Annotated in this window: 19 protein-coding genes and 1 other RNA gene; 18 read left to right on the top strand and 2 right to left on the bottom strand. The window is 30.5% G+C overall.

All coding sequences use genetic code 11. The features are described 5' to 3' along the window. Positions 1 to 4: 4 nt before the first annotated feature. The 11 genes from BIV18_RS01280 to BIV18_RS01230 all read left to right on the top strand — a co-directional run bounded on the left by BIV18_RS01280 (position 5) and on the right by BIV18_RS01230 (position 11,460). Positions 5 to 889, top strand: coding sequence for a glycine--tRNA ligase subunit alpha (locus BIV18_RS01280; protein ID WP_075658931.1), 885 nt, complete (start codon positions 5 to 7; stop codon positions 887 to 889). After that, entirely contained in the window at positions 882 to 2,951 is a 2,070-nt protein-coding gene (gene glyS, locus BIV18_RS01275; protein ID WP_075658930.1) for a glycine--tRNA ligase subunit beta, read from the top strand. Before BIV18_RS01280 ends, glyS begins: the two co-directional genes overlap by 8 nt. 12 nt (positions 2,952 to 2,963) lie before the next feature. Beyond that, positions 2,964 to 3,593, top strand: coding sequence for a transcriptional regulator CcpN (locus BIV18_RS01270; RefSeq protein ID WP_075658929.1), 630 nt, complete (start codon positions 2,964 to 2,966; stop codon positions 3,591 to 3,593). 8 nt (positions 3,594 to 3,601) lie between these two features. Continuing rightward, entirely contained in the window at positions 3,602 to 4,423 is an 822-nt protein-coding gene (locus BIV18_RS01265; RefSeq protein WP_075658928.1) for a pyruvate, water dikinase regulatory protein, read from the top strand. Positions 4,424 to 4,426: 3 nt separating this feature from the next. Next, entirely contained in the window at positions 4,427 to 5,440 is a 1,014-nt protein-coding gene (locus BIV18_RS01260) for a deoxyguanosinetriphosphate triphosphohydrolase (protein ID WP_075658927.1), read from the top strand. Further along, complete coding sequence (dnaG, locus tag BIV18_RS01255; protein ID WP_075658926.1) at positions 5,441 to 7,231, top strand: DNA primase; 1,791 nt, start codon at positions 5,441 to 5,443, stop codon at positions 7,229 to 7,231. Continuing rightward, positions 7,224 to 8,321, top strand: a complete 1,098-nt coding sequence (gene rpoD, locus BIV18_RS01250) for an RNA polymerase sigma factor RpoD (RefSeq protein ID WP_075658925.1) — start codon at positions 7,224 to 7,226, stop codon at positions 8,319 to 8,321. Before dnaG ends, rpoD begins: the two co-directional genes overlap by 8 nt. Further along, positions 8,318 to 9,007, top strand: coding sequence for a tRNA (adenine(22)-N(1))-methyltransferase (locus BIV18_RS01245; RefSeq protein ID WP_075658924.1), 690 nt, complete (start codon positions 8,318 to 8,320; stop codon positions 9,005 to 9,007). The genes rpoD and BIV18_RS01245 overlap by 4 nt, the downstream gene beginning before the upstream one ends. After that, complete coding sequence (locus BIV18_RS01240) at positions 8,991 to 9,767, top strand: Nif3-like dinuclear metal center hexameric protein (protein WP_075658923.1); 777 nt, start codon at positions 8,991 to 8,993, stop codon at positions 9,765 to 9,767. The genes BIV18_RS01245 and BIV18_RS01240 overlap by 17 nt, the downstream gene beginning before the upstream one ends. Before the next feature lie 25 nt (positions 9,768 to 9,792). Further along, positions 9,793 to 10,117, top strand: an RNA gene (gene rnpB / locus BIV18_RS01235) — RNase P RNA component class A. 200 nt (positions 10,118 to 10,317) lie between these two features. Beyond that, on the top strand, positions 10,318 to 11,460 hold the full coding sequence (locus BIV18_RS01230) for a C40 family peptidase (RefSeq protein ID WP_075658922.1): 1,143 nt from the start codon (positions 10,318 to 10,320) through the stop codon (positions 11,458 to 11,460). Positions 11,461 to 11,673: 213 nt separating this feature from the next. On the opposite strand, the gene BIV18_RS01225 is transcribed toward BIV18_RS01230, so the two are convergent. Together BIV18_RS01225 and BIV18_RS01220 are read right to left on the bottom strand one after the other, a co-directional pair. Then, a complete protein-coding gene (locus tag BIV18_RS01225) occupies positions 11,674 to 11,976 on the bottom strand; it encodes a GIY-YIG nuclease family protein (RefSeq protein WP_075658921.1) in 303 nt (100 codons plus the stop codon). Continuing rightward, complete coding sequence (locus BIV18_RS01220) at positions 11,969 to 12,586, bottom strand: regulatory protein RecX (RefSeq protein ID WP_075658920.1); 618 nt, start codon at positions 12,584 to 12,586, stop codon at positions 11,969 to 11,971. Before BIV18_RS01220 ends, BIV18_RS01225 begins: the two co-directional genes overlap by 8 nt. A gap of 124 nt (positions 12,587 to 12,710) precedes the next feature. Between BIV18_RS01220 and BIV18_RS01215 the strand changes: the two genes are divergently transcribed. From BIV18_RS01215 to glpX, 7 genes are read left to right on the top strand one after another with little or no spacing between them, the layout of a single operon-like run. Beyond that, a complete protein-coding gene (locus BIV18_RS01215) occupies positions 12,711 to 13,151 on the top strand; it encodes an FHA domain-containing protein (protein ID WP_075658919.1) in 441 nt (146 codons plus the stop codon). A 4-nt stretch (positions 13,152 to 13,155) separates the two neighbouring features. Further along, positions 13,156 to 14,421, top strand: a complete 1,266-nt coding sequence (locus tag BIV18_RS01210; RefSeq protein WP_075658918.1) for an FtsW/RodA/SpoVE family cell cycle protein — start codon at positions 13,156 to 13,158, stop codon at positions 14,419 to 14,421. Continuing rightward, entirely contained in the window at positions 14,414 to 15,856 is a 1,443-nt protein-coding gene (locus tag BIV18_RS01205; protein WP_075658917.1) for a peptidoglycan D,D-transpeptidase FtsI family protein, read from the top strand. The genes BIV18_RS01210 and BIV18_RS01205 overlap by 8 nt, the downstream gene beginning before the upstream one ends. Before the next feature lie 4 nt (positions 15,857 to 15,860). After that, complete coding sequence (ispD, locus tag BIV18_RS01200) at positions 15,861 to 16,562, top strand: 2-C-methyl-D-erythritol 4-phosphate cytidylyltransferase (RefSeq protein WP_075658916.1); 702 nt, start codon at positions 15,861 to 15,863, stop codon at positions 16,560 to 16,562. Further along, the gene (gene ispF, locus BIV18_RS01195; protein ID WP_075658915.1) at positions 16,559 to 17,035 is read left to right on the top strand and encodes a 2-C-methyl-D-erythritol 2,4-cyclodiphosphate synthase; all 477 of its coding nucleotides are present in this window, start codon (positions 16,559 to 16,561) and stop codon (positions 17,033 to 17,035) included. Before ispD ends, ispF begins: the two co-directional genes overlap by 4 nt. A 4-nt stretch (positions 17,036 to 17,039) precedes the next feature. Next, entirely contained in the window at positions 17,040 to 17,693 is a 654-nt protein-coding gene (fsa, locus tag BIV18_RS01190) for a fructose-6-phosphate aldolase (RefSeq protein ID WP_075658914.1), read from the top strand. Between the two features lies 1 nt (position 17,694). After that, the gene (gene glpX / locus BIV18_RS01185) at positions 17,695 to 18,660 is read left to right on the top strand and encodes a class II fructose-bisphosphatase (protein WP_075658912.1); all 966 of its coding nucleotides are present in this window, start codon (positions 17,695 to 17,697) and stop codon (positions 18,658 to 18,660) included. Positions 18,661 to 18,663: the final 3 nt, after the last annotated feature.

Genomic DNA, 18,663 nt, shown 5'->3' with positions numbered 1-18,663 from the left:
AAAAATGTATTTCCAAGATTTAATTATGACATTGGAAAATTATTGGAAGGAAAAGGGAGCAATTATAATGCAACCTTACGATACTGAAAAAGGTGCGGGAACTATGAATCCTAACACTTTTTTGAGATCTCTTGGCCCTGAAGAATGGAAGGTAGTATATGTTGAGCCTTCGAGAAGACCTGCTGATGGTAGATATGGCGAAAACCCAAATAGATTATATCAACATCACCAATTGCAAGTTATTTTGAAACCATCACCAGAAGATGTTCAACAACTTTACCTTGAATCACTTTTCGCAATTGGAATTGATCCTAAAAAACACGACATAAGATTTGTTGAAGACAATTGGGAATCTCCTACACTTGGTGCTTGGGGTCTTGGTTGGGAAGTTTGGCTTGATGGTATGGAAGTTACACAATTTACTTATTTCCAACAAGTTGGAGGAGTTAATCTTGACCTTGAAAGTGCAGAGCTTACTTATGGACTTGAAAGAATTGCAATGTATCTTCAAAACGTTGAATCAGTTTACGATATTCAGTATAACGAAAATATAACTTATGGAGAAGTATTTAAAAATAATGAATATGAACATTCTAAATATGCCTTTGAACTTGCTGATGTAGATATGCTTAGGAAATTATTTGATATGTATGAAACTGAAGCAAATAGAGTAATTGAAGAAGGAATAGTAATTGATGCTTATGACTACACTCTTAAATGTTCTCACGCCTTTAACTTATTAGATGCAAGAGGAGCCCTTTCTGTATCTGAAAGAACAAGTTATATTCAAAGAGTTAGAAATCTTGCAAGAGTTGTTGCAAAGACACATCTAAAACACAGAGAAGAAATGAACTATCCCCTTATCAATAGAGGTGAAATAAATGAATAATTATTTACTTGAAATCGGAGTGGAAGAGTTGCCTTCAAGATTTGTCAATATGGCAATTGAGCAATTAAAGGAAAAATCAGAAAAATTATTAGCTGAAAATGAAATTGGCTTTAAAGGTGTGAAAGTTTACGCAACGCCAAGAAGACTTAGTCTTGTTATTGAAGATTTAGATGAAAAGCAAAAAGATATACAAAAGGAAGTAAAAGGTCCTTCAGTTAAAATTGCCTACGATGATGATAAAAAACCTACAAAACCTCTTTTAGGTTTTATGAAGTCACAAAATATTAGTGAAAGTGATTTAGTAATCAAAGAATTTAAGGGAACAGATTATGTTTTTGCAAACATTTCTTCAATTGGAAGAAAAGCATCAGAAATTTTGGTTGAGATTATGCCATCATTAATCAGGGACATTAATTTTCCAAAAAATATGCGTTGGGGTGGCAAAAATATTAGATTTGCAAGGCCAATCAGATGGATTGTTTCACTTTTAGGGGAGAAGGTTGTTCCTTTTGATTTTGAAGGAATTTCCGTAGGGAATAAGACTAAGGGTCATAGATTTTTAGGTTCATCAGAAATAGTTATCGATAAAGTTGAAAATTATGAAAAATTACTTGAAGACAATTATGTAATTTTAGATCAAAACAAGAGGCGTGAAATAATAAAATATGAATCAATAAAAATTGCTAAATCCCTTGGTGGAGAAATTCATGAAAATGAAGATTTGTTAGAGGAGTTAACATATATTGTAGAGTATCCAACTCCAATAAAGGGAAGTATTAAGGAAAAATACTTAACTCTTCCAAAGGAAGTTGTAACAACTACAATGATTGATCACTTGAGATTTATTCCAATTTATTCACAAGATGACAAACTTTTACCATATTTTATTACAGTTAGAAATGGTACTAAAGACTATGAAGAGATTGTAATTGCTGGGAACGAAAAAGTTCTTGGCGCAAGACTTGAAGATGCAAAATTCTTTTACGAAGATGACATTTCAAAACCTCTTGAAGACTACGTAGATAATCTTAAAGGAGTTTTATTTAACGACAAATTAGGTTCTATGTTTGAAAAAGAAAAAAGAGATGGCGTAGTTGCAAAGAAAATCGCAAAGTCTCTTTCCTTTGCTGATGAAGCTATTGAAGCACTTGATAGAGTTGCTCATCTTTCAAAAGCTGATTTAACTACAAAGATGGTAATTGAATTTACAGAACTTCAAGGAGTAATGGGAGAGATTTATGCGCTAAATTCTGGTGAAAAAGAAATTGTTGCAACAGCAATTAGGGAACAATATCTTCCTAAATTTGCAGGAGATACACTTCCTGAATCAAGCGTAGGTTCAATTTTCTCACTTGCAGATAAAATAGATACAATAGTTGGACTTTTTGCAATTGGAGAAATCCCTACAGGTTCAACAGATCCTTTTGCATTGAGAAGATCAGCAATTGGAATTATAAACATAATTAGAAAGACTGGCTGGAAATTTAATTTAAATGAAGTAATAGAAACAAGTTTATATGAATATATTAATGATTTAGGACTTACATTTAATCATGAAGAAGTAATAACAAATGTAAGAGAGTTTTTCTTTGGAAGAATTAAGACAATGCTTCAAGAAGAAGGAATAAGATATGATATTATAGATGCAGTATTAATTCCTGAGAGTGAAATTTATAATATATTTGAAAAAGCTAAAGAATTAAATGAATGGTTTAATGAAGATAGGACAAATTTTGTCGATGCTTACAATAGAATTAATAATTTGACTAAAAATGTGGACTTTGTAGAAGTAAAGGAAGAACTTCTAAATGAAGAAGCAGAAAAAAAACTTTATAACAAATTTGTAGAAACTAATAGCAAATTTAAAGATGCACTTTCTTCTGAAAATTATAAAGAAGCAATGGATGCACTAAATGACTTAGTCCCAGCAATTGATACTTTCTTTGAAAATGTAATGGTAATGTCTGAAGACGAAGAAATTAGACAGAATAGACTTGCGTTAATTAATAGTATTGAGGAAAACATTCAAAAAATATTGAAAATAGAAAATGTTGTAGAATAGGTCGGTGTATTAATGAAATTCAGCGATAGGCAGAGTGAGATTATTGAAATTGTAAGAAATAAAGGTCCTATTACAGGCGATGAAATTGCAGAAAAGCTAGGTTTGTCAAGAGCGACTATTAGATCAGATCTTTCAGTTCTCACTATGATAAATATATTGGGGGCTAGACCAAAATTTGGATATTTTTATACAGGTAAATCTATTCTTTCACAACTTTACGATGATTTAAAAAAATTAAAATTAAAGGATTATATGTCATTGCCCTTTTCTTGTGATCAAAAGACTTCAATTTACGATGTAGTAGTAGATCTTTTTATGGAAGATTTATCATCTATGTTTATCACTGAAGGGGGCTACCTTACTGGTATTGTTTCAAGAAAAGATTTAATTAGGTTTATGATAGGAGATGCCGACATAAAAAAGACTCCTATAAGTGTCATTATGACAAGAATGCCAAATGTTTTTTATGTAAATGAAAATGACAGTGTATATGAAGCAGCAAGTTTAATTGTGGAAAAGGGAATAGATTCTCTTCCCGTTGTTGAAGTTAAAAGTAATAATAATCTTGAAGTTGTCGGTAGATTTACAAAGACAAATGTAACTAGGCTTTTTGTAGATGTATGTGACGGCGAGATAATCTAGGAGGAAGTATGAACAAAGAAGACAATCAACTTACTATTTTTGTAATCTCCGATTCAATTGGAGAAACTGGTGAATTAATTGCTAAAAGTTCGGCAAGACAATTTGAGTCGGAAAATTACGAAATAATTAGATATCCATACCACAATAGCATTGATCAAATAAAGCCAGTTCTTGAAAAAGCTTCCAAAATTCGCAATAGTTTAATTGTTTATACAAATGTTGTAAAAGAAACTAGAGAATTTATAGAAAGGAAAACTCACGAATTAAATCTTCACACAGTTGACGTAATGGGTGAACCAATGAAACAAATTGAGGATATTTTGGGATATGAACCCCTTAGAGAACCTGGACTAATAAGGAGACTTGATGAAAATTATTTCAAGAAGGTAGAATGTGTTGAATTTGCAGTTAAATATGACGATGGAAAGGATCCTCGAGGTGCAAAAAAGGCTGATATATGTTTAGTTGGAATTTCAAGGACTTCAAAGACTCCACTTTCAATGTATCTAGCAAATAAATTGTATAAAGTTGCAAATATTCCATTAGTTCCTGAGGTGCCTGTGCCAAAGGAAGTTTATGAAAAAGATGTGGATAGAGTAATTGGACTTATTGCAAATCCTGAAAAAATAATTTCTGTTAGAGAACAAAGGCTTAAATCTCTTGGTCTTACTTCAGGTGCAAAGTACGCCAATTACGATAGAATTAAAGAAGAACTAAATTATTCTAAACAGGTTATGGAAGAACTTGGATGTTTTGTAATAGATGTTTCTGATAAAGCAATAGAAGAAACTGCTGAAATTATAATTAATCATATGAATTCTAGGATGTGAATTATGAATCTAAGAGTTGAGAGAGAAAAACTTGAACACATTATGCTTTTTGATTTTGCGACATTTGCAGATTCAACTTTAGGAAGAAATGAAAGAGAAGAAAAATGTAGTCTTAGGACTGAATTTCAAAGAGATAGGGATAGAATTATTCATTCAAAAAGTTTTAGGAGATTAAAACACAAGACTCAAGTATTTATTTCTCCAGAAGGCGACCATTTTAGAACAAGGCTCACTCATACTCTTGAGGTCAGTCAAATAGGAAGAACTATAGCTAGATCATTAAGGCTAAATGAGGATTTGGTTGAGGCAATCTCTCTAGGGCATGATTTGGGACACACTCCCTTTGGGCATTCTGGTGAAGCTGTTTTAAATGAATTAAAAAGCTCTGGATTTATCCATGGGGAACAATCTTTAAAAGTTGTAGATTTTTTAGAGCGTTCTGACAAGAGAGTTGGACTAAATTTAACAGAAGAAGTGCGCGATGGAATTTTAAATCACTCGGGTAAGGGAATGGCAAAAACTCTTGAAGGTAAAATTATAAAATTTGCTGACAGAATTGCCTACATTAATCATGATATTGACGATGCCATTAGAGCGGGGATTATTTCATCAGATTCACTTCCAAAGGAGCTTACAAAAATTCTTGGAAATACTTCTTCAGAAAGAATAAATACAATGATAACTGGAATAGTAAATAAATCCTATGGTAAACCAATTGTAGAGATGGAAAAAGAAGTTTATGAAGCAACTATGGAGCTTAGACAGTATATGTTTAAGACGGTTTATATGGATTCTGTTGTAAAAAGTGAAGAAGTTAAGATTAAAAGACTTCTCACAGAACTTTATAATTATTACATGGAAGACTTGAGTAGAATTCCTAAAAACCATTTAAGTCTTTATAATGATAAAGTTCACAACAACGAAGATATTGTTTCTGATTATATTGCTGGGATGACAGATACCTATGCTATGAAACAGATAAAAAATATTTTTATACCGAAGGGATGGAGCATTTAATTGTATGTAATAAATGACGATGTTCTTAATGAGATACGGGATAGAGCAGATATAGTTGATTTAATTGGAGAATATGTTGATTTAAAAAGGTCAGGTTCAAACTATATGGGACTCTGTCCTTTTCACTCTGAGAAGACGCCCTCCTTTTCAGTTTCTCCTTCTAAATCTATTTTCAAATGTTTTGGTTGTGGTGTTGGGGGCGATGTAATTACCTTTATTATGAAAAAGGAAAATTTAAATTTTCCTGAAGCTGTAGAATTTTTAGCTGATAAATATAATATAAGACTTTCTGAATATAAAGATGAAAACAAAGAAGCTCTCGACAAGAAAAATAGGCTTTATGAAATAAATAGGGAAGCAGCTATGCACTTTTTAAATAATTTTAAAGCATCACAAAAGGCGCAACTTTATTTAAAAAATAGAATGTTAAGTGATAAAACTATTATTAGATATGGCATTGGCTATTCAAAAGACTCGTGGACGGATTTATACGATTACTTAACTAAATTAGGATACAAAGAAGAGGAACTTTTAGAATTGAACTTAATTACCAAAAGTAAAAGAGGTAATTATATCGATAGATTTCGCGATAGAGTTATGTTTCCAATTATAAATAAACACGATAAAGTCATTGGTTTTGGTGCTAGAGGTTTTGGAGATGCTAAACCAAAATATTTAAATTCAAGTGAAACGTCAATATTTCACAAGGGCAGAAATCTTTTTAATATGAATATTATTTCGAGAGAATCTACTCGAGAAAGAATAATATTAGTTGAAGGCTATATGGATGTTATTTCTTTATACAATAGTGGTATAAATTATAGTGTAGCAAGCCTTGGTACTTCACTGACAGAAGACCAAGCGGGTATTATTAAAAATATGGCAAAAGATATATACATCTGTTATGATAGTGACAATGCGGGAATTAATGCAACTTCAAGGGCAATTGATATATTTTTATCTAAATCTGTAAAACCAAAAATTATTGAATTAGAGGATGGACTAGATCCAGACGATTTTATTAAAAAATATGGAATGGAAGGCTTTGAAAATAAAATAAAGAGTGCAATTTCATATATAGAGTTCAAAATAAAAAAGCTAAAAGAAAATTTCAATTTAAATGAAAGCGAAGGACTCAGCAATTTTACTATTGAATCTGCAAAAATTCTATCTAGTATTAAAAATCCAATAGAGAGAGATATTTTTGTAAAAGATTTTTCAAAAAAATATAATATTTCTTATAATGCAATTGAAAATTATATAAATTTTCTAAATAGAAATAAAATAAAAAGTTCAAAAAAAGAAAAGTTCAAGGTAAAGAAAAATACAAATGTTGTGAAGAGTACAAAAACTAAGGCACAAGAGGAATTATTATCATATTCTTTACTTGACAAGGATATTTATACTTATATAAAAAATAAAATTGAGGTTTTTTATTTTAGCAATGCAATGACTAGGGCTGTTTTTGAAGAAATTCCTAGAATGTTTGAAAATGAAATGGAAGTTTCTGATTTTCTAAATTTATTGGAAAAGAATATGTTAATAGATTCTAATTTTAAAGAAAATATTTTAGAAATCATAAAAGAAATTCATGTAAATAACAGAATTGTAGATGATTTAATTAAAACTTTAGAGAGGAATTATCTAAAAAGGGAAAAAGATAAAATATTAGGAAACATTGAAAAATTTCAAGTGGAAGAAGACAAAAATCTCTTGCTCCAAGCTTTAAAAGATCTTAAAGATATTAACTTAAAGTTAAACGAGTTGAAAGAGGAGGGCAATTATGAGTGAGAATTTAAAAAATAAAGATTCAATAGAATCGGTAACAGAACAGCTTTTAAAAGATGGTAAAAAAGATGGTAATTTAAGCTATGATAAAATAGGAGATGCCTTCGAAAAGTTTCAAATTGATTCTGACGACATAGATGAATTATATAAAACCTTTGAAAAAGAAGGCATTAACTTAATTGATAAAAAAGATTTAAAAGAAGATGAAGACGATGTAGATGACGTAGATGTTACTAAAGAAGATCTATCAGTACCTAAAGGAGTAACTGTTGATGATCCTGTGAGGATGTATCTTAAAGAAATTGGGAAGATCTCTCTACTTACTGCAGATGAAGAAGTTGAAATAGCAAAGAGAATGGAAGCTGGAGATGAACTTGCTAAAAAAGAACTTGCAGAAGCAAATTTGAGGCTTGTTGTTTCAATTGCAAAGAGATATGTTGGAAGAGGTATGAGTTTTTTAGATTTAATTCAAGAAGGAAACCTTGGACTCATGAAAGCCGTTGATAAATTTGATTACACTAAGGGGTTTAAATTTTCAACTTATGCAACTTGGTGGATAAGACAAGCAATCACAAGGGCAATTGCAGATCAAGCTAGGACTATTAGAATTCCTGTACACATGGTTGAAACAATTAATAAACTTGTAAGAGTTCAAAGACAACTTGTACAAGATTTAGGACGTGATCCACTTCCAGAAGAAATTGCTGCAGAAATGAATTTAGATGTAGATAGAGTTCGTGAAATTCAAAAGATTGCGCAAGAGCCAGTTTCTCTTGAAACGCCAATTGGTGAGGAAGAAGATTCGCATCTTGGAGATTTTATACCAGATGATGAAATTTTATCTCCACAAGATGCTGCTACATTTACATTGTTAAAGGAACAACTCAATACAGTTCTCGAGACTCTAACTGACAGAGAAAAGAAGGTCTTAACTCTTAGATTTGGACTCGACGATGGAAGGGCAAGAACTCTTGAAGAAGTTGGAAAAGAATTTGATGTAACACGTGAAAGAATTAGACAAATTGAAGCCAAGGCATTAAGGAAACTTCGCCACCCAAGTAGATCGAAGAAATTGAAGGATTATTTAGAATGATAAAATTGTCGAATAGGCTAAAAAAAATTGCAGAACTTGTAGATTTTGGAGCTTCGGTAATTGATGTGGGCACAGATCATGGATATGTGCCCAATTTTTTGTGTGAAAAAAATATATCAAGGGATATTATTGCTACAGATATTTCAAAAAATTCTTTGAAAAAATCAATTGATCTAACAAAAGAACTAGGCAATGAAAAATATATTAGGAATATACTTGCAAATGGAATTGTAAATGAAAAAAGAGATGACATAATTATTGCTGGTCTTGGCGGAATCCAAATTGCAGAAATTATTTTAAAATCACTAGATATTTCTAAAGATGCAAAAAAATTAATTTTACAACCGATGCAAAAAACAAATATATTGCGTAGAGAATTAAATAATATGGGATTTTTAATAATTGAGGAAGAAATAATTTATGAATATGAAAGGTACTTTGAAATTATTGTTGCAAAATTTACTGGTGAAAAAATAAACTTTAATGAAATGGATTATTGTTTTTCAAGGATTTTAATAGAAAGAAAAGAAAAAGTATATTTAGAATTTTTAAAAGAAAGAAAAAAAGAACTTCAAAATATAATAAATAGCATTAAAAATGAAAAGGATAGGTCAACAAAGAGAAGTGCTGAACTTAAAGAGTTATTAAAAATGACAGAGGAGGCAATAGATGAAATATCAAGTTAGTGAAATTAAAAATTATATGGAAAACTGGGCAAAAGATAAAGATCAACTTAGCTGGGATAATTCTGGAAGTCAAATTGAATTTAAAGAGTTCACAGATTCTGTCATTCTAGGATTAGATCTTACTGATAAATTAATTAAGAAAGCAATTGAATTGGAGTCGAAGTTAATTATCACACATCACCCAATGTTTTTTTCAGGAGAAAAAAATATAATTCAGGGAACTTACATGGGTAATAATATAATTTCTCTAATAAAGAATAATATTTCAGTGTTTTCTTATCACACTTCTATGGATATTGCAAAGGATGGGGTTAATGATACTCTATTTGAAAAATTAAATTTAAAAAATAAAAATATCCTTGCTTATGAAGACGAAAAAGCCATGGGATTAGTTGGAGAATTTGAAAAGACATATTCTTTGTTAGAATTAAATAAATTTTTAATTAAAAAACTCCAAGTTAAAAAAATCAAATTTTATGGAAGAGAAGATAAATTAATAAAAAAAGTTGCAATTTTAGGAGGAAGCGGTGCGGATTTTATTTATGATGCAAAAAAATCTGGTGCAGATGCCTTTATAACTGGAGATGTAAAGCATCATGACGGACAAAAAGCTTACGAAAACGACATTATCTTAATTGATGTGGGACATTTTTATTCAGAAAATATAGTTCTCGAAAAAATAAAAAGTAGACTCATGGAAAATTTTAAAGGTTTAAACTTTTATATTGAGGAGAAAAGTAGCTTCGAGCTTGATATTTGACCTTTTTAATGTTAAGATATTTGAGTAAGTAAATTGGTCAACTGCACATATGTGAGGAAAGTCCGCGCTCCACAGAGCAAGGATGCTGGCTAACGGCCAGTGGGGGCGACCCTAAGGCTAGTGCAACAGAAATATACCGCCCTTTGGGTAAGGTTGGAAAGGCGAGGTAAGAGCTCACCAGATCATTAGTGATAATGATGCTATGTAAACCCCATTCGGAGCAAAACCAAATAGGAATAACAGATGTTGCTCGCATCTGCCGGTAGGTAGGTTGCTAGAGATTATAGGCAACTATAATTCAAGATAGATAGTTGACAAAACAGAACGCGGCTTATAGATTTGCTTATTATATATCTTATTTATTATATATCTTATGTAAAAAAACACTGGAAATGGCAAAAGTTACAAAATAGTTAAATTAATTTTAACTTTTTTGTAACTTTTTGTTGTTTTTTTGTAACAACTTTGCTATACTTAATGAGTAATAAAAAATAGTACGCAATAAATATTTTTAGAAAATATAAAATAAAGAGTATAGGAGTTGTTAGTATTGGTTTCCTTAAAGAATAAATTGCCACTTGGTCTATTTGCACTATGCGCAGTTTCAGTAGTTGGCATGAAAGATACAGGAGTATTTATTAACGAACATGTACAAAAAACGTATAGTGGAAGTGAAATTGAATTTTCTATTGGAGAAAAAGTAGAAATACTTGAAAACAAGGGAAATGAATATTATATTCAAAAGGGTAAGGCAAAAGTTACTATTCCTCAAGAAAAAATTTTACTTACAGAAGTTAATGTTCCTACATACAAAGTCGTTAAAGCAAGTCCGATTTTAGATGATAATGGTAAAATCATTAGGAACTTATTTATAGATGAATATGCAATTGGAATTTCAATAGACGACAATAAAGCAAAGATTAAATGTAATGACGGAACTGTAGGAAATGTTGATAGATCGGCACTTAAAAAGATTTCCGACAAGAGAAACAATGTTACTGAAGTTCAAGTAAAAAACAACTCAGTTGCAAGAAGTGACAATGGTAAAAAAATAAACTTAAATAAGAATCAAGTTGTAAATGTAGTTGATTATAATAATGGATTTTTTGTAATTCAAGAAAATGGAAATTATTACAATGTTGAAGCAAAAAATTTAAATATTGTATCAGGATTAAAACAAGAAAAGACTGAAGAGGCTAAGGTAGATGAAAATTCACTTTTATCTGCTGATGAAAAGGAAATTCAAGAAGTTATAAAGAATAAAGATTTAAAAGAAAATAAAGAAATTAAAGAATTCAAAAAATCTTCTGCACCTAATGCTTCAATTGTAGGAAAAGTGATTTTATCTGCAGAAAATAAACTTGGTTCAACATATGTATATGGAGATACTGGAAAAGAAGGATATGATTGTTCAGGTTTAGTTTATTCTATTTATAATGATGAATTAGGAATATCAATTCCAAGATCTTCAGTTTCACAATCAACTTTTGGGAAACAAGTTTCAAAAGATGATTTGCAAGAGGGAGATTTAGTATTCTTCAATACTACAGGTAGTGGAGTTAGCCATGTTGGGATTTATGTTGGTGATGGAAAATTTATCCACGCTTCATCAGGACAAGGCAAAGTTATGACTTCTTCATTAACTGAAGAATATTATCAAGAAAGATATGTAAACGCAACACGTGTGCTATAAATAATTTTATTGGATTTATGTTAAATTTTTGAAGAGGCTCGATATATCGAGCCTCTTTTAGATCCCTCATTTTGACTGTGATTTATATTATCAAGTTGACATCTTGAAGTTTTACTTATCTTTGTTTCTTATTTTTTAATCAAAAACATATTGGTAAAATCAAATATTTAATAAAAAAGTGATTAAAAGGATATAAGTATCTATTCTGCAACATCACTTTCTTTTCTCATTATTTTTTAACAAATATTTATCGTATAAGTTTTGAAGAGATAATTTATTTTGAATTAATTTAATTTTATTTTCACGAGTAAGAGTTTTTATGAAATATTCTTTTTTTAAAGCATCGGATTTATCGATGCATTCTTCGCTAAAAACCATTTTAACTGGAAGATGTGATGCGGTGTATTTTGACGCAATTCCATCATTATGTGCTTTTAATCTTTTTTTTAAGTCGGTAGTGTAGCCAGTATATAGACTTCCGTCGCCACACTTTAAAATGTACACATAATTAGACATAGGATTCTCCATTGAGATATTCATCTACTGTAAAATTTACAATTTCAAATTCAAATCCACGACTTTGCAAATATTTTTTTGCAGAATTTATTTTTTTTAGATCTTTTTCATTAACATCTAATTTTTTGCTTATGAGTTTTTCTGCATTTAAGTATTCCAATTCATAATCATAGTCTTTCATAATTTTTTCGATAATCCTATTGTCAATTCCCTTGGACCTTAGCATGTAAATAGTTTTTATTCTGCCATATTTTTTTATATTCATGGCATCGTATAAGTATCTCTTTGCATAATCTTCGTCATTTAGATATTTTTTCTCGTTTAAAATAGGAATAATTATATCGATTATATTTTTATTTACTTTGTTTTTATATAAATGGTCTATTAGTTGTTTTTCAGTTTTATTTCTTTGTAAAAATTTATAGGATATAAGAAGTGCCTTTGATTTTTCATCTTCAAATTTTAATTTTTCTATAAATTCATCTTCTACTTCTTGACCTTTGTAGAGACCAAATTCAATGAGAGTTTCTTCTGAAATTTCTATTTCTTCGCCATTATCAAAAAGAATATGAAATTTTTTCTTTTCAAAACTTATATTTGATATAATCATTTTATCACCAAGTTAATTTTAACATAAAAAAAGAAAATTCAAAATTCATCTAATTTAACAAACTGTGGAAAAATAAAAGTAAAGAGTATATAATTATAGAGAGTTTAAGACAAAGAGGTGTAATATGTTTGAATTAATCTCACAAGTGCTGAGATATGTTTTTATAATCTTAATATATCTTTTTATTTTTAGTATTTTAAGACTTATGTATCTTGATGTAAAAAGCATGACAAGTGGAGGAGAGTCTCTTGATGACGCTTATCTGAAAGTGGTAAATAGACTAGATTCACTGAACTTTAAAATGCAGGAGTATTATGTAATAGATGGTGATATAACTCTTGGCAGAAGTTCAAGGAACGATGTGGTTATAAAAGATAAATTTGTAAGCAAAAATCATTTAAAAATTCTTGATAAAAATCAGGTATATTATATTGAGGACCTTGGCTCTGCAAATGGAACTTTTTTAAATGGTGTGAAAATTGAACCTAATGAGCTAATTGAGCTTCAAAATAATGACAAAATTGGTGTTGGTTTTATTCAATTTATTTTTGTAGATAAAAGGTGAAATTGTGTTAGATAATATTTTAAAACAGCGAAAGCCTAGAAATCTCCTTTTGATTTTTGAAATTCTAAGTATTTTATTGTTGTTTTCTTTTAACAATAACAATGTTGATAAATACATAGTTATTTTATTTTTAGGCTTGATTTTAATTGTATACATTTCAAATTTAGTTTTAGGAAAAGTATCTTCAGGCGATAATTATATTTTTTTAATAGTTTCAATGCTTTTGAGTCTAGGGATTATAACTATATATAGATTATCTCCAAAACTTGGATTAAGACAACTTATTTGGGTATTAGCAGGTATATTAGTTTTTTATTTAACTTATTTTATAATTAGGGCTATGAGAAGACTTGAGTACATGACAGGTCTTTACTTAGGGCTTTCAATTTTATTTTTTCTTCTTACGATTATTCTTGCTCCAGATAAATATGGTGCAAAAAACTGGATAGAAATTTCAGAGGGAATAACGATTCAGCTTTCAGAATTTACTAAAATTTTAGTAATATTTTTAATAGCTTCTTTTTATACAACTTTCCAAACTAGGCTTAAAAAATTAAATTACAAATATACTTCATATTACTTAATGGCGGTAATATATATTTTTGTTGGGTTTTTATTTATTCAAAGAGACCTTGGAACAGCGGCCATATTTATTATCATATATACTCTTCTTCAATACATTTATGATGAAGACAGAAAAGCTATTGTAGTAAATATTGGGCTAATGTTATTTGGTTCTGTGGCTGGATATTTTTTATTTTCACATGTTAGAAATAGAGTTGATATTTGGCTAAATCCATGGACAGCTGATAAAGTGGTAAATAGTGCTAGACAAATTGTGCAATCACTTTTTGGAATAAGTGAAGGTGGATTTTTTGGTCAAGGAATTGGGCTTGGTTATCCAAAACAAATTACTCTTTCTTACTCCGATGTAATATTTTCATCAATTTGCGAAGAGATGGGTATACTTGTAGGCATTGGAATTATTATGCTCTATATGCTTTTAGTTTATCGAGCTATTAAAATTGCACTAAATCAAGAATATTTATTTTACAGAATTCTTGCTCTTGCTGTTGCAATTTTATTTACAGTACAAGCTTTTCTTAATATTGGTGGCGTTATAAAATTAATACCAATGACGGGACTTACACTTCCCTTCATTTCTTATGGAGGAAGTTCTATGATTTCAAGTTTTGTTGCACTGGGAATACTTCAAGTTACTAGCGAAGATTTATCTTATAAATATGATAGGGGAATTGACAATGAATAGTAAAGATAATAAGAGAATTTTAGTTTTACTTGTTTTTTTAATGATGCTATTAGTTGCTCCAATAATTTATCTTACTTATTTCACACTTTTTAAAGCAGAAGATATCATTAATCATCCAGCAAATAGAAGAAGTGAGCTGAGAGAAAATTCTGTTAAGAGGGGAACTTTTTACGACAGAAATCACGAAGTTCTTGCTTATTCAAATGGAGAAAAACATAATTATCATAGAATTTACAACCAACCAGTTATTTATTCTCATATAATTGGCTATTCTGACAAAATAGTAGACAAATATGGACTTGAAAAAGAATTAAACAATTATCTTGTTGGCAAAGAAGGTTCAAAGATTTTAAAAACCTTTAAATCAATAATAAATAAAGATTATGATCTTTATAGTGGAGATGATGTGACCTTAACAACTGATACTGCTCTCCAAGAAAAAACTAGATCAGTTTTATCGGGAAAAACTGAAAAGGGTTCGGTAGTTATGATGAATCCCAAAACTGGCGAAATTCTTTCCATGGTTTCACTTCCAGACTTTAATTCACAAAATATAGCGAAGGATATGCAAAAAATTAATGAGGAAAATAATGGAGCACTTTTTAATAGCTCAACAAAGGGAAAATTTGCGCCTGGTTCTATTTATAAAATAATTACAACTACTGCCATACTAGAATCTGGAATTTCACAGAAATACACAGATGAAGGGGTGGAAAAAATTGATAACGGCCGTGAATTTAAAAATGCAGGCAATAAAACTTATGGAAGAGTTGACCTAAAAAAAGCATTTACTAATTCATTAAATACTTATTTTGTAAGAAAATCTGTGGATATGGGAATAGATGAAATGGCACAAGTTTCTGAGAAATACATGATAAATAAAAAAGTTGATTTTGAACTACCACTAGAAACTTCAACATGGGATTACAAGAGGAGTGGATTTGATAGAACTGCACTTGGAGCTGCAGGCATTGGACACGATACAGTTTTAGTTACACCGCTTGAAATGTGTATGGTAGCATCAACAATTGCTAATGATGGTGTGATGATGCAACCTCATATTGTAAAAAGAATTGATTCGTCAGATGGCAAGAATGTAGTAAGAAATTCTCCAACTATTTTAAGCGAGGTAACTTCTAAAGAAAATGCAAATCAAATTACTAAATACATGGTCAATGTTGTCAACAATGGTACTGGGACAGAAGCTTATGTTCATGGTTTAAAAGTTGCTGGGAAGACTGGTACTGCTCAACTTGATTTAAGAGAAGGCACTAATAATGCTTGGTTTGTTGGATTTGCCCCTGCAGATGATCCAAAGGTTGCAATTGCAGTTGTAATTCCAAATGTAAAGGATTATGGGTCAGAGGCAGCTGCTCCTATTGCAGGTGAACTTTTAAAATACGCTGTAAATAATTTACAACTTGAAGAAGAGTGATGTCATGTTTAATAATAACTTTGTAACGGCCTTTGTTGCTGCGGCGGGAATGGGCAAGAGAATGAATATGGGAATAAATAAACAGTTTCTTTCTATTGATGACAAACCAATACTTGCTCATACAATTAAGAAAATTGAAAAATCAAAGTATATTGACTTTTTAATTTTAATAGTAAAAAAAAGTGATATGAGATATGTATACGACATCATTGAAAAATATAAAATTAATATAAATTATAAGATTGTCTACGGTGGCAAAGAGAGGCAGGATTCAATTTATAATGGTCTTTTAAAAATGCCAGAAGAAACTGATATTGTACTTACCCACGATGGAGCAAGGCCATTTGTATCAGTAGATAAAATTGACGAAGCAATTGAAAGAGTAATGGATACTGGTGCAGCTGTCCTGGCAAATCCAGTTAAAGACACTATAAAAGTTTCGACTGATGGAAAACTTGTGGATTACACACCAAATAGAGATAGACTTTGGCAAGTACAGACGCCTCAAGTTTTTAAAAAAGAAATTCTTATGAGAGCTTATGATCAAGCTTACTCTGAAGGCTACTATGGTACAGATGATTGCTCTTTAGTTGAGAAGACGGGAATTAAAGTGAAATTAATTTATAATTCATATGACAATATAAAAATTACTACAAGAGAGGATCTATCTATTGCAAATATTCTAGTAAAGAAGGTGAATACATGAGAATAGGAATTGGTTATGATGTTCACAAACTAGTAGAAGATAGAAAATTATTTATTGGCGGAATTGAAATTCCCTATGAAAAAGGACTTTTAGGTCATTCTGATGCAGATGTACTTATTCATGCAATTATGGATTCAATTTTAGGTGCCCTTGCTCTTCGAGACATTGGCTATCATTTTCCTGATAGTGATAGTGAATACAAAGGCATTGATTCGAAAGTTCTTTTAAAAAGAGTTTTTGAAATTATGAAATCTAAAAATTATAAAATTGGAAATATTGATGCTACTGTCGCTTGCGAAAAGCCAAAACTAGCACCATATATTGACAAAATGAGAGAAATAATTGCTGATATTTTAAACACAGATATAGAAAATATTTCTATAAAGGCAACTACAACTGAAAAACTTGGTTTTATTGGAAGGGGAGAGGGAATTTCCTCAGAATCAGTATGTTTACTTGAAAGGGATGATTAATTAAGTGAAGTTTTTTATTGATACTGCGAACATTGAAGAGATTAGAGAAATTAATTCTTGGGGTGTACTTTCAGGAGTTACAACTAATCCAACACTTATCTCAAAAAATGGCGGGGTTTTCGAAGATGTAATCAAAGAAATATCTGAAATAGTTCATGGAGACATTTCCGCCGAAGTTATTTCTACAGATTTAAGCGGAATGCTTAAAGAAGCAAGAGAACTTGCGAAAATTTCTAATAATATTGTAATAAAAATTCCAATGATTGAAGAGGGATTAAAGGCTGTAAGTATACTTAGCAAGGAAGGAATAAGGACAAATGTTACTCTAGTATTTTCAGTTTCTCAAGCCTTATTAGCAGCAAATGCAGGTGCTACCTATGTGAGTCCTTTCATGGGAAGACTTGATGATATTGGCAAGTCAGGAATCAACCTTGTTGAGGATATTGCCTTTATATTTAAACAATATGGATATAACACTCAAATCATTGCAGCAAGTATAAGACATATAAATCATGTTGAAGATGTTGCGAAAACTGGTGCTGATATAGCAACTATTCCTTATAAAATATTTAAGGAAATGATTAAGCATGAATTAACAGATAGTGGTCTAAAAAGATTTTTAGAAGATTTTAAAAATGTAAAGACAAAGGAGAAATAAGATGGACAGAAATTTAGCATTAAACTTAGCAAGAGTAACTGAAGCCGCAGCACTTTCAGCAGGTAAATGGCTTGGAAGAGGCAACAAAAATGCAGCAGATGGTGCAGCAGTAGATGCAATGCGAAGAATGTTTGATACAGTTGATATTGATGGAACTGTAGTTATTGGAGAAGGAGAAATTGATGAAGCTCCTATGCTATACATTGGAGAAAAAATTGGCACAAAAAAGGGCGAAGAAGAAGTAGATATTGCAGTTGATCCTATTGACGGAACAAATTCTATTGCCAATGGTACTGATAATTCTATAGCTGTACTTGCAGTAGCTCCTAAGGGTTGCCTTTTAAATGCACCTGACATATATATGGATAAAATTGCATGTGGACCAAAAGCTAAAGGACTTATTAAACTAGACGATACACCAACTGAAAATATTAAAAGAGTAGCAAAGGCTCTTAACAAAAACATTAATGATATTGTTGTCGCTGTTTTAGATAGACCTAGACATGAAAATTTAATCAATGAAATTATTTCTATTGGAGCAAGGGTAAAAAAAGTTTCTGACGGAGATGTTGTAACGGCTATTGAAACTTGTTATGAAGATTCTGGAATAGACCTTGTAATTGGACGTGGCGGTGCACCCGAAGGTGTAATTGCAGCAGCAGCATTAAAATGTTTAGGTGGAGATTTCCAAGGCAGACTTCATCCAACAGATGAAAAACAAGAGCAAAGATGTAAAGATTTAGATTCAGATTTAAAAAAGATTTATACAATTGAAGATTTGGTAAAAGGGAATGAAGTTATTTTCTCAGTGACTGGCATTACTTCTGGAGAAATTCTTGAAGGAGTAAAATATTACGGAGACAATAAAGCAAAAACTGACACTTTAGTTTTAAGACTTCCTAGTGGAACACAAAGATTTATAAAATCAATTCACTCTCTTGATTTAAAACCTGATTACGCAAAATAATTA

Origin of the sequence: Peptoniphilus grossensis, assembly GCF_001940285.1 — a bacterium.
In the GTDB taxonomy this organism is placed as follows: domain Bacteria; phylum Bacillota; class Clostridia; order Tissierellales; family Peptoniphilaceae; genus Peptoniphilus_A; species Peptoniphilus_A faecalis.
Note: the sequence above shows the minus strand (reverse complement) of the source record. Positions and strands in the feature narration are given on the sequence as shown.

What these genes read in the sequence shown, in the direction of transcription:
- BIV18_RS01280 (WP_075658931.1), top strand. Translation starts at nt 5, where the DNA reads ATGTATTTCCAAGATTTAATTATGACATTGGAAAATTATTGGAAGGAA.
- glyS (WP_075658930.1), top strand. Translation starts at nt 882, where the DNA reads ATGAATAATTATTTACTTGAAATCGGAGTGGAAGAGTTGCCTTCAAGA.
- BIV18_RS01270 (WP_075658929.1), top strand. Translation starts at nt 2,964, where the DNA reads ATGAAATTCAGCGATAGGCAGAGTGAGATTATTGAAATTGTAAGAAAT.
- BIV18_RS01265 (WP_075658928.1), top strand. Translation starts at nt 3,602, where the DNA reads ATGAACAAAGAAGACAATCAACTTACTATTTTTGTAATCTCCGATTCA.
- BIV18_RS01260 (WP_075658927.1), top strand. Translation starts at nt 4,427, where the DNA reads ATGAATCTAAGAGTTGAGAGAGAAAAACTTGAACACATTATGCTTTTT.
- rpoD (WP_075658925.1), top strand. Translation starts at nt 7,224, where the DNA reads ATGAGTGAGAATTTAAAAAATAAAGATTCAATAGAATCGGTAACAGAA.
- BIV18_RS01245 (WP_075658924.1), top strand. Translation starts at nt 8,318, where the DNA reads ATGATAAAATTGTCGAATAGGCTAAAAAAAATTGCAGAACTTGTAGAT.
- BIV18_RS01240 (WP_075658923.1), top strand. Translation starts at nt 8,991, where the DNA reads ATGAAATATCAAGTTAGTGAAATTAAAAATTATATGGAAAACTGGGCA.
- BIV18_RS01225 (WP_075658921.1), bottom strand. Translation starts at nt 11,976, where the DNA reads ATGTCTAATTATGTGTACATTTTAAAGTGTGGCGACGGAAGTCTATAT.
- BIV18_RS01220 (WP_075658920.1), bottom strand. Translation starts at nt 12,586, where the DNA reads ATGATTATATCAAATATAAGTTTTGAAAAGAAAAAATTTCATATTCTT.
- BIV18_RS01215 (WP_075658919.1), top strand. Translation starts at nt 12,711, where the DNA reads ATGTTTGAATTAATCTCACAAGTGCTGAGATATGTTTTTATAATCTTA.
- BIV18_RS01205 (WP_075658917.1), top strand. Translation starts at nt 14,414, where the DNA reads ATGAATAGTAAAGATAATAAGAGAATTTTAGTTTTACTTGTTTTTTTA.
- ispD (WP_075658916.1), top strand. Translation starts at nt 15,861, where the DNA reads ATGTTTAATAATAACTTTGTAACGGCCTTTGTTGCTGCGGCGGGAATG.
- ispF (WP_075658915.1), top strand. Translation starts at nt 16,559, where the DNA reads ATGAGAATAGGAATTGGTTATGATGTTCACAAACTAGTAGAAGATAGA.
- glpX (WP_075658912.1), top strand. Translation starts at nt 17,695, where the DNA reads ATGGACAGAAATTTAGCATTAAACTTAGCAAGAGTAACTGAAGCCGCA.